Origin of the sequence: Rhodovulum euryhalinum (assembly GCF_004342445.1) — a bacterium.
Lineage (GTDB): Bacteria > Pseudomonadota > Alphaproteobacteria > Rhodobacterales > Rhodobacteraceae > Rhodovulum > Rhodovulum euryhalinum.
In genome coordinates, this window is record NZ_SLWW01000006.1 from 114,986 (window position 1) to 125,930 (window position 10,945).

At 68.0% G+C, this 10,945-nt stretch carries 9 protein-coding genes; 5 read left to right on the top strand and 4 right to left on the bottom strand.

What is annotated here, in order from left to right:
* A complete protein-coding gene (pseG, locus tag EV655_RS08925; RefSeq protein WP_165905311.1) occupies positions 1 to 1,515 on the bottom strand; it encodes a UDP-2,4-diacetamido-2,4,6-trideoxy-beta-L-altropyranose hydrolase in 1,515 nt (504 codons plus the stop codon).
* Between the two features lie 259 nt (positions 1,516 to 1,774).
* Here pseG and EV655_RS08930 point away from each other — a divergent pair, with 259 nt between their 5' ends.
* Positions 1,775 to 3,208, top strand: coding sequence for a tetratricopeptide repeat protein (locus tag EV655_RS08930; protein ID WP_165905312.1), 1,434 nt, complete (start codon positions 1,775 to 1,777; stop codon positions 3,206 to 3,208).
* A gap of 10 nt (positions 3,209 to 3,218) precedes the next feature.
* On the opposite strand, the gene EV655_RS08935 is transcribed toward EV655_RS08930, so the two are convergent.
* Positions 3,219 to 3,974, bottom strand: coding sequence for a M48 family metallopeptidase (locus EV655_RS08935; protein WP_132543952.1), 756 nt, complete (start codon positions 3,972 to 3,974; stop codon positions 3,219 to 3,221).
* A gap of 327 nt (positions 3,975 to 4,301) precedes the next feature.
* Here EV655_RS08935 and EV655_RS08940 point away from each other — a divergent pair, with 327 nt between their 5' ends.
* Positions 4,302 to 5,444, top strand: a complete 1,143-nt coding sequence (locus EV655_RS08940; protein WP_132543954.1) for a hypothetical protein — start codon at positions 4,302 to 4,304, stop codon at positions 5,442 to 5,444.
* A 21-nt stretch (positions 5,445 to 5,465) separates the two neighbouring features.
* Here the strand turns inward: EV655_RS08940 and EV655_RS08945 are convergent, their stop codons facing one another.
* Entirely contained in the window at positions 5,466 to 6,377 is a 912-nt protein-coding gene (locus EV655_RS08945; RefSeq protein WP_132543956.1) for a hydrogen peroxide-inducible genes activator, read from the bottom strand.
* Between the two features lie 169 nt (positions 6,378 to 6,546).
* On the opposite strand from EV655_RS08945, the gene katG reads away from it, so the two are divergent.
* On the top strand, positions 6,547 to 8,718 hold the full coding sequence (gene katG, locus EV655_RS08950) for a catalase/peroxidase HPI (RefSeq protein ID WP_132543958.1): 2,172 nt from the start codon (positions 6,547 to 6,549) through the stop codon (positions 8,716 to 8,718).
* Positions 8,719 to 8,831: 113 nt separating this feature from the next.
* On the opposite strand, the gene EV655_RS08955 is transcribed toward katG, so the two are convergent.
* Positions 8,832 to 9,398, bottom strand: a complete 567-nt coding sequence (locus tag EV655_RS08955; RefSeq protein ID WP_132543960.1) for a hypothetical protein — start codon at positions 9,396 to 9,398, stop codon at positions 8,832 to 8,834.
* A 442-nt stretch (positions 9,399 to 9,840) separates the two neighbouring features.
* Here EV655_RS08955 and EV655_RS08960 point away from each other — a divergent pair, with 442 nt between their 5' ends.
* Both EV655_RS08960 and EV655_RS08965 read left to right on the top strand, forming a co-directional pair.
* Positions 9,841 to 10,125, top strand: coding sequence for a hypothetical protein (locus EV655_RS08960; RefSeq protein WP_243645037.1), 285 nt, complete (start codon positions 9,841 to 9,843; stop codon positions 10,123 to 10,125).
* An 11-nt stretch (positions 10,126 to 10,136) separates the two neighbouring features.
* Positions 10,137 to 10,922 (top strand): DUF4198 domain-containing protein, encoded by a 786-nt coding sequence (locus EV655_RS08965; RefSeq protein WP_132543962.1) that lies wholly within the window; start codon positions 10,137 to 10,139, stop codon positions 10,920 to 10,922.
* Positions 10,923 to 10,945: the final 23 nt, after the last annotated feature.

The following is a 10,945-nucleotide window of genomic DNA, read 5'->3' on the forward strand; positions in this document are numbered from 1 at the left end:
TCAGGCTCCGTGGTCGATGGTCTGGTCATGGCAGACCTCCCTTCGGAAGACAAGGATGCCGGGCTGGCCGGTCGCGACCTGCCGGAACCCCAGCCGCCGGTGCAGCGCCGCCGAGGGATCGTTGCCCTCGATCACCTCGCCCTCCAGCCACCGGCATCCGGGCGTGTCGGCGAGCAGACGCAGGAACGCCGCGAGCATTCGCCCCCCGGCGCCGGGCGGGGCGTCCGGCTCGCCGACATGGAAGCTCCATTGCCAGCGCCCTTCGCCCCGGTCGACCGCGGAAACCACGCCCAGATCGCGGCCGCCCTCGCGGTAGATTCGCCAAAGCCCGTCCTTGCGGGAAAGGCTCTGCGCGAACCAGGCGGCGTGGGTCGCCGGGTCCAGCGGCGCGGGATCGTGGCTTGCCGCGCGGATATGGGGCTGGTTGCGCCAGTCGAAGAGCCGCTGCATGTCCGAAGATTCCAACGGGCGCAACCGCGCCTCGATCGCGTCCAGCACCCGCGCCGCGCCTTGCCCGTCGCACAGCGCCGCCGCCGCCCGGGCCATCGCAGGGGCCCGGGCGATCGTTGCCTCAAGGGCCCCGCGCAACCCGCCCGCCCGCGCCTCGGCCAGCGACAATGGCTCGACCGCGCCCCGCGCCGCGAGGGCGTCTATCCAGGCGACCTGGTTCTCGGCCACGGCCACGGCCACCGTCGGCAGGCCGAGGCAGCAGCGTTCCCATGCGGTGCCGCCGCCCGCGCCGATGCAGAGATCGGCGCGCAGCATCCGGTCGGCCATATCCGTGGCGTCCAGCGTCAGGCTGCGGCCGGCGCGTCCCGCCACGCGGCGGCGCACTTCGGCCAGGCTTTGCGCCGTCGCGCCCATCACGACCTCGGCCTCCAGGCCCGAACCTGCCAGCGCATCCAGCGCCAGCGGCGCAAGCCCCGCCGCATCCATCAATCCGGGCAGGATCAGCACGCGCCGGACTTCGCCGCCACGGCGGGCCAGCGCCTCGGCGCGTCGTGCGGCGAACTCGGGGCGCAGCAGGGCAAAGGCCGGACCGGTCAGCGTGCCGGGCACAGGGTGGCGCCGCGGGGGGCCGCCAAACCGTCCGGCATCGAGCAGGAGATCGGCGCCAAGCGGCCGGTCGTCCAGATCGTCCAGCACCAGAAGGCGCAGCCCCGGGCGGGCCTTGCGCACCCGTTCTGACCAGCGGGAATCGAGCCCGTAATGGTCCAGGATCACCCAGTCCACCCCGTGAGCCGCCACCAGATCGGCGCAAAGCCGCGCGTCCTCGTCCCAGGGCAGGGACAGCCAGGGCGCATGGGGCGGTGCGGACTCGGGCGTGTGCGGCAGGGGCGCAAGTTCGACCAGCGGAAAGCCCGCCGCTGCAATCCGCTGGTTGAGGTCCGACCGCGCCGCGGCGAACAGAACCTGGTGCCCGCGCGCGGCCGCCGCGCCCGCCAGCGTGAGACAGCGCATCAGATGCCCGCCGCCGATAAGCTGGCCGCCATCGGCCCGGATCAGCACCCGCACCGCAGACCCCTCCCGTCGCTGGGCCGGGCATCGACAGGATGCGTGGCGTTCGTCTTTCCCATGGTGCGGCATACTACCCGGGTGAACGGGCCGGACAACTCCCCCCGCACCGTCGCGCCGCGCGGATGCGCTCCGCCACACCGTCCCGCACCTGTTTCCCATATTGTCCCAACGCCCGTGACGGCCTAGGGTTCGAAGGATGGATGGGTTTCCTTTTTCCTGGGTTTCGATGAAAAAACTCGCAAAAACAAAGTTCACGATGCGCCCAAGGGCTCGTGCCCGCGGTCTTGTGCTGGCGGCTGTCGTCGCGATGGCGGCCGCATCGGGTGTCGGGGCGCAGGGGATCGAACTGGCGGATGTCGAAGCCGCCGCCGCGCGGGGCGACACAACCGCGCAGCGGATGCTTGGCGAGGCCAGGATCTATGGCCTTGCGGGCGTTCCGCAGGATGTCGCGGCAGGCCGGGGCCTGCTGGAACGGTCGGCAGCATCGGGCGATGGGCTGGCCAAGACCAGTCTGGGCAAGATCCTTCTCGACGGCTATTACCTGCCCGCGGAACCGGACAGGGCCGTGTCGCTGCTGGAGGAGGCAGCGGCGGCCGGTGTCGTGCGGGCGCAGACGACCCTGGGCAGCGCCCTGTTCTGGGGCGGACCGATCGCCGCCGACCCGGCGCGGGGGCGCGCACTTCTGGACCAGGCGGCGCGGGCGGGGGATGTTGAGGCGCTGCGGATTCTCGGCGAGCAACTGGTGGGCGGCTGGGTTCTGGACCCCGAGCCAAAGGTCGGCTTCGCGATGCTGGAACAGGCGATCGCGCAGGGCGATCCCAAGGCGAGTGTCGCGCTGGGCGCACTGTTGCTTTCCGGGTCCGGGCTGCCGGCCGACCCCGACCGCGCGCGGATGCTGTTCGAAGCGGCCGCGAAATCCGGCAACGGCGAGGGGCTGGAGCGCTATGGCGACTGGCTGATGTGGAGCAGGCGCAACCCGGCCGGGGCCGAGACCTATCTGCGCCAGGCGGGCGAGCTTGGCCGCGGCTCGGCCTGGTCGCGTCTTGCCGAGGGCGCGATGTACGGCTATCTGCCGCCGCGCTCGCGGGCCAAGTTCGAAGGCTACGCCGAAAAGGCGCGGTCTGCCGGCGATGAGCGGATCGCGGTGCTTGAGGCCGAACGGCGGATGTGGGGCATCAGCATGCGCGCCAGCGGCCCGGGCGCGATCGCCGTGCTGGAACAGGCCGTCGAAGCGGGCAACGCGACCGCGCTGAAATACCTGATCGGGCTGGTTCGCGACGGCAACGGCATGAACGTGCGCAAGCGACCCGAGCGGGCGCGGGCCTACCTGTCGCGGTTCTCCGACCTGCTGACGCCGACAGAGGCCGCCCAGCTTGCGATGACGATCGATGCGGCCACGGCGAACAGTCCCGCGGCCCAGGCGGCTGTTGCCGAGGATCTGGCCCGCCACCCCGAGTTCAGGTCGCCCTGGTTCGGGCGGGAACTGTTCAAGGCCAATCCGAACCTGGCGGTCCGCTTGCTGCAGACCGACATGAAGCGGCGGGGGCTTTATTCCGGCCCGCTTGACGGTCTTGCGACGCGGCCGACGCTGCGCGCGCTCTTGCAGGATTGCATGACCCTGCAGGATGGCGCGCGCTGTCGTGACGGCGTGATGGACCCGGTGGTGATCGGCGCCCTTCTCGCGCGATAGGGGGCCGCGATCAGGCGGGAAGGGTGGCAAGGACCTGTTGCATCGCGTCGATCCGTGCGGCGGGGGCGGGGTGGGTCGCCAGGAATTCGGGGCCGCGTGCCCCGCCTTCCAGTTCCATCCGCCGCCACAGGTCAAGCGCCTGCCGCGCATCGTAACCCGCCCCGGCCATCGCCCGCAGGCCGAAGGCATCGGCCTCGAGTTCCTGATTGCGCGAATACGGCAGCAAGAGCCCGACCTGCGCCCCAAGCCCCAGCGCGGCGGTGATGACGTCGGCATTGCCCACATTTCGCGCGCCCAACAGCCCGCCGACCAGTTGCAGCGCGGTGTCGGTCGCAACCTCGGCGCTGATCCGTTCCTGCGGGTGGTTGGCCGACAGATGCCCGATCTCGTGGCCCACCACCGCCGCCAGATGGTCGGCCGACCGTGCGACGCGGAACATTCCCTCGTAGACGCCGATCTTGCGTCCCGGCAGCGCGAAGGCGTTCACCTCGGGCGAGGCGAAGACCTGCACCTCCCAGGCCTCGGGCGTCTCGCCGGCATGGACAAGCAACCGGCGCGACACCTGGTCCAGCGTCGAGCGGTAAGCGGTCTCGCGCGACAACGGCACCTGCGCGCGCAACTCTGACCACGCCTGCAGACCCATCGCCTCGACTTCGTAGGACGACACCATCGCCGGCGGCGCCCCGACGCAACCGGACAGCGACAGCACCGATCCGGCGGCGGTCGTGGCGAGGAACCCGCGGCGGGTCATGCAGGAACAGGCCAAGGTGGTCTCCTTTCAGGTTGCGGAACGATCGGGCGTGCGACGTTGCCCCGCACGTGGAACGGCAACGGTTATGCTTGCCCGGACGGCCTTCAGATAGGGGACTGGCGGGCCCATCGTCCAGAGCGGATCGCGTCGAAAGCCGGCAAAAGCGATGCGGGGTCCGGGCTGGCGATGCTTCGGGGCCGTTTCACACTGGCCCTCGGTTCCGTTCGGGTCGGGCCGACCAGACTTGTCCGTGCAAACCCGATCTTCGCATTTCGGCCGGCCTGCGGTATCCTTGGACCCGAGAGGATGCTTGCCATGCCAATAGCCCCGAACAGGACACCCATGTTCAAGGCCCTCCTGGGGGCCGCCGCACTGGCCGTGCTTGTCCAGCCCGCCTTCGCCGACGGTTCTGACCTTGTCGAGTTCCTGTCGCAGGAGCTTGACGACATCCGCCGCGGTATCGAGGCACGCGAGGCCGCGCCCGAGAGTCCGGGGGTGTTCGAGCGCGGCAAGGACGGGTTCGAAGCGGATATCGACCGGCTGCTGGACGAGGGGCTGGATATCGTCGCACCCGAGACATTCCGCACATGGGCGCGGCGTCTCGACCGGATCGACGGGGCTACGGCCGAGGCCGAGACCCGGCAGGCGGACCTGATGCTGGAACGGACGGATGCGCGGACCTCGCAAGGCGTCGGGATGGTCGACCGGCTGCTCGGCCGCGAACACGCCGCGGGCAGCGCCGAGGACATCGATCGCAAACTGGCAGAGACCGCCACGGCGCTTGACCAGCTCAAGGCGGACCGCGAGGCGGTGGTCGCGGGCCTTGTCGCGGACATGGACCGTTTGCACGGCATCACGCTGACGCCGAACGAGGCTCGCGCGCTGCTCTACTCGGTGAACGGGGCGCTTCTGGTCGATGCGACGCTGGTGATGCGCGCGCTCGAGGGGATCGAACGCAAGCTGGCCGAGGTGATGGGCCAGCAGATCGGGCCTGACGCACGGCGGACCTATGCCGGCATCGCCTCGGTCACGCGGCTGTTGCAGGCGCGGATGCTGGAACGCCACCTTGCCGCCTATGACAAGGACTGGCTGCCCGAGCTGCAGGCGATGCGCACAGAGACCGAGGCGCTGCTTGCCCAGACCCGCGAAAATGCCAGCACCGCATCCCAGGAAGGCGTGCGCGCGACCTATGCCGCCAACATGATGGTGCAAGAGCAGATCCTGCACGTGATCGACCGCTACGAGGCGATGCTGGAACGCCAGCGCGACGCCACGCGCGACGCGCTCGGCCTTGCCGAGGAACGTGCAGGCGCTGCGGTCAACACGCTGTTGACGCTGGAGACGGCGGCCAATCTGGCGACGGTGATCTCTGACGCCACGGCGGGCTACGAGGCGCTGATGGAGATCGACCTGCCCGAGCTGGAAACCCTGGATCTGGAAGAGTTCGAGCAGATGCTCGACATCTCGCGCCGCCTCGGGTCCTGAACCGGGCAGCCGCCCCGACCGTCAGACCGGCCCGGCCGAGGACGCGCGGCCACCGCATCCTGGCAGCATCCGCGCGATCCCGGCGAATTGCGGGGCCAGCGGGCTGGTCTTGCGCCAGACCATGCCGACGGTGCGCCGCGGCCGCGGCGCGGGCAGCCGGACGACCGACACCTCGGCCGAACGCGTTTCGGTCGCGATCGCCATCTCGGGGATCAGGGTGACACCGATTCCGGCCCCCACCATCTGCACCAGCGTCGACAGCGAACTGCCCTCCATCAGGTCGCGGGGCGCCAGCGACGAAGGATTGCAGAAGGACAGCGCCTGATCGCGGAAACAATGCCCTTCTTCCAGCAACAGAAGCCGCATCTCGCGCAGACTTTCGGCGCAGGGCACCGGCTTGTCGGCATCCGCAAGGGGACGAACCAGCAGGAACTCTTCGTCGAAAAGCGGTTCCTCGTGCAATGCGGGTTCCGAGACCGGCAGCGCGACGATGGCCAGATCGAGACGCCCCGCGACCAGATCGCGGATCAGGGTCTGTGTGACCGCTTCGCGCGGACGGATGTCGAGTGCCGGATTCCGTGTGCCGAGTTCCTTGATCAGCCCGGGCAGCAGATAGGGCGCGATGGTGGGGATCACCCCGATCCTCAGCCGGCCGCTCAGCGTTCCGCGCGAGGCGCGGGCCAGGTCGTCAAGCTCGTCGACCGCGCGCAGGATCTCGCGCGCACGTTCGGCCAGCGCCTCGCCCAGTCCGCTGAGGCGGATCTGGCGGGCGCCACGCTCGATCAGCGGCGCGCCCAGCAGCGCCTCCAGTTCCTTCATCTGCACCGAAAGGGCAGGCTGCGAAATCCCGCAGGCTTCCGCCGCGCGGCCGAAATGACCGTGCCGGGCCAGCGCCTCGAAATATCGCAGATGCTTCATGGTCAATCCAATCATAGGCTCAGGTTATCGCAGTGATTAGAACTTTGAAATTCTAATAATTTAGAATAGTGCTAAAAAACGATGTACGAACCGGTCGAGGATTCGCGTTCGGGTGGTACGCCGAACCGCCCGGCATGCAGCCCTGCCGGTCCCTTGGCCAATGACCTATCAGAGGAGATCCGCAATGGATGGAAACGACATGGCGTCCGGCAAGTGCCCGGTGATGCATGGCGGGAACACCGCGATGAACACGAGTGTCATGGAGTGGTGGCCCAACGCCCTGAACCTGGACATCCTTCACCAGCACGACACCAAGACCAACCCTCTGAAGGGGTTCGACTATCGCGAAGCGGTCAAGACGCTCGACTTCGACGCGATCAAGGCCGATGTCCGCGCACTGATGACCGACAGCCAGGAGTGGTGGCCGGCCGACTGGGGTCATTACGGCGGCTTGATGATCCGAATGGCCTGGCACTCGGCGGGCACCTACCGGATCGCGGACGGCCGCGGCGGTGGCGGCACCGGCAACCAGCGTTTCGCGCCGATCAACTCGTGGCCCGACAACGTGAGCCTGGACAAGGCCCGGCGCCTGCTTTGGCCGATCAAGAAGAAATACGGCAACAAGATCAGCTGGGCCGACCTGATGATCCTGGCGGGCAACGTGGCCTATGAATCGATGGGGCTGAAGACCTATGGCTTCGCCTTCGGCCGCGAGGATATCTGGCATCCCGAGACCGACACCTACTGGGGTGCGGAGAAGGAGTGGCTTGCGCCGTCCGACGCGCGCTATGGCGATCTCGACAACCCCGCGACCATGGAAAACCCGCTGGCCGCGGTGCAGATGGGCCTGATCTACGTCAACCCCGAGGGCGTGAACGGGCAGCCCGACCCGCTGAAGACCGCCCTTCAGGTGCGCGAGACATTCGCGCGGATGGCGATGAACGACGAGGAAACCGCCGCGCTGACCGCGGGGGGGCACACCGTCGGCAAGTGCCACGGCAATGGCGACGCCTCGGTGCTGGGCCCCGACCCGGAAGCGGCCGGTCCCGAGTGCCAGGGCTTTGGCTGGGCGAACCCGAACATGAACGGCAAGGCCACCAATGCCGTCACCTCGGGCATCGAGGGTGCCTGGACCACCCATCCGACCCAGTTCGACATGGGCTATTTCAAGCTGCTCTTCGGTTATGAGTGGGAACTGAAGAAGTCGCCCGCGGGCGCCTGGCAGTGGGAACCCATCGACATCAAGGAAGAGGACAAGCCGGTCGACGCGACCGATCCCTCGATCCGCCACAACCCGATCATGACCGACGCGGACATGGCGATGAAGATGGACCCGGTCTACCGCGAGATCTGCCAGAAATTCATGGCCGATCCCGACTATTTCGAGGATACCTTCGCCCGGGCCTGGTTCAAGCTGACCCATCGCGACATGGGGCCCAAGGCACGTTACATCGGTCCCGAGGCGCCGACCGAGGACCTGATCTGGCAGGATCCGGTGCCGGCGGGCTCGATGTCCTATGACGTGGCCGCGCTGAAGGCGAAGATCGCCGCCTCGGGGCTGTCGATCGCCGAGATGGTCTCGACCGCCTGGGACAGCGCGCGGACCTTCCGCGGGTCGGACATGCGGGGCGGTGCCAATGGCGCGCGTATCCGGCTGGCCCCGCAGAAGGACTGGGAGGGCAACGAGCCCGCACGCCTGCAAAAGGTGCTGTCGGTGCTGGAACCGCTGGCCGCCAAGGCGGGCGCGTCGGTCGCCGATACCATCGTGCTGGCCGGGAATGTCGGGATCGAGCAGGCGGCCCGGGCCGCGGGCTTCGAGATCGAGGTGCCCTTTGCGCCGGGACGGGGCGACGCCACCGACGAGATGACCGACGCGGCGTCCTTCGACGTGCTGGAACCCCTGGCAGATGGCTATCGGAACTGGCTGAAGAAGGACTATGCCGTCAGCCCCGAAGAGCTGATGCTGGATCGCACGCAGTTGATGGGCCTGACCGCGCCCGAGATGACCGTCCTGGTTGGCGGGATGCGGGTTCTGGGCACCAACCATGGCGGCACCAGCCATGGCGTGTTCACCGACCGCGAGGGCGCGCTGACGCCGGACTTCTTCGTGAACCTGACCGACATGGCCTACAAATGGGTGCCGGCGGAGGGTGGGGTCTATGAAATCCGCGACCGCAAGACCGGCGCGGTCAGGTGGACCGCGACGCGCACGGATCTGGTGTTCGGCTCGAACTCGATCCTGCGCTCCTATGCCGAGGTCTATGCCCAGGACGACAATGCCGGCAAGTTCGTCCACGACTTCGTCGCGGCCTGGACCAAGGTGATGAACGCCGACCGCTTCGACCTCGCGGCGTAGGTGATGCGGGCCACCCCCGGCGGGGGTGGCTCTGCCTCTTTGGACAAGAAAAGGGCGGCCGCATCGCAGGATGCGGCCGCTTCGATGTGAGGGATGCCCCGGGTCCGGTCTTGCTAGGCGCGGCTGCGCCAATAGGAATAGACGACGCCCGATCCAACAAGGATGCACAGCGCGCCGACGACGCTGAGAACCCGGCCGATCCAGGACAGCACCGGCCAGTCGGGAAGGGCGACGCCGGTCAGCAGCAGCGCAACCCCCGCAAGCCCCAGCAGAACGAAGTCGCGGGCCATCTCGCGCGGGCTGCGCCAGCCCCGGATCAGCGGCAGGCGCAGCAGGGGCGAACCCGCCGGGAGACCGCGTTCTGCCTCCGTCCCCGATGCGGTGGGCATTGCAAGGGACATGTCGCGGTGCCGGGCCACCAGAGGGACGGCCCGGTCCCGAGGGCGGCGCGCGGCCCCCCGCCGGACAGGATCGCGACGGACGAAACGCGAAAACCAGCGCCGCGTGGCCTCGGGGTTCTTCAGATGGGCGACTGTTGCCGCCACACCGGCCGCCGCCAGCAGGATCAGCACGGGAACCGCCGGGCCGATCAGGAGGCCGGACAGGAACAGCAGATAGGCCAGCAGCGCAACCGCAGCCAACAGCCCGCCGCGCCCGAAGAAATCGCGTTCCGAAGACATCCTGCACACACCCCTTTCGTTGCAGCGGTTCCGACCGGAGATGGTTCGCCCGCACGATAAAAACGAGCGGCGTTTTGACGCGCCCCGTGGCGGGTGCCGGGCCGGATGGATCATTTCCCGCCCTCCGTGCTATCCGACCGCAAGAGCGTTGCAAAGATGTTGAAATTGCCTGTGCAGGTGCGCCGGACCGGCATGGGTGTTCCTTGCTCCGGCCCGCGCCTGCCTTTGGAGCAGGCCAGGGCAAGCGCGGTCCGCCGCTGGACGGTATGTCGCACCCACCATTTCTTGATAAAAATGATCAGGTAAGATTTGATGACCTGTGTAACCACCCCAAGCCTGCCGCCAGGGGAATCGTAAAATCCATGCGGCGGCCGTGATGCCGCTCCGAACATGCGAGGACCCGATGCCTGTTCCCACAAGATCTTCTCTGCTTCTGGCGGCCTTGGCCACGCTTGGCCTGGCGAGCGCCGCCTTGGCCCACACGCCGCTTTGCTCGTGCTACGACAATGGCGACGGCACGGTTCTTTGCGAGGGCGGGTTCTCGGACGGCTCGTCGGCGTCGGGCGTGAAGATGTCCGTGCAGGATGCGTCGGGCAACGTGCTGATCGAGGGCGCGATCGACGAGAACGGCGAATACAGCTTCGACAAGCCCGAAGGCGCCTTCACGGTGAATTTCGAGGGGGGCGAGGGCCATTCCATCGTCATCAAGTCGGACGAGATCTACTGAGGGGACAGACCATGAACCGCATCCTTGCCTCGGTCGCCCTGGCCGCCACGCTCGCCACGCCCGCTACCGCGCATTTTCAGCTGATCTATGCGCCCGATCCCAACATGGCTGCGCCCGTGGACCAGCCGCTCAAGCTGATCTTCTGGCATCCGATGGAGAACGGGCACGCGATGGACATGGGCGCCCCGACCGAGTTCTTCTATGTCTTCAAGGGCGACAAGGTGGACCTGTCGCCCAGTCTGACCCCGATCACCTTCAAGGGCACCGACAACGAGGCCGCGGCCTATGAGGGCGTGCTGCCGGTCAAGCGCAACGGCGACTACATCGTCGGTCTGGTGCCCGCGCCCTATTACGAGGGGTCCGAGGACATCTACATCCAGCAGATCACCAAGGCGTTCTTCAACAAGGGCGGCCTGCCGACCGGCTGGAACGAGCCCCTGGGCCTGCCCACCGAGATCGTGCCGCTGAACAAGCCCACCAACGTGATCGCGGGCTCGACCTTCTCGGGGCAACTGTTGTCGGACGGGCAACCGGTGGCGGGCGCCGAGATCGAGATCGAATACATCGCCGCCGAACCCGACATGGAGACGAACGCGGTCGGCGAGGCCACCGTCAAGCCGATGCCGGCCGGTGCGATCGTGGCGATCACCGACGCCAACGGCATCTTCACCTTCGGGATTCCGCGGGCGGGCCACTGGGGCTTTGCCGCGCTGGGCTCCGGCCCGGTGAAGGAGCACGAGGGCAAGGAGTTGAGCCAGGACGCGGTGATCTGGATCAAGGCCTATGATCTGAAATGATGCACCGTGCCGCTTGGGCGCGG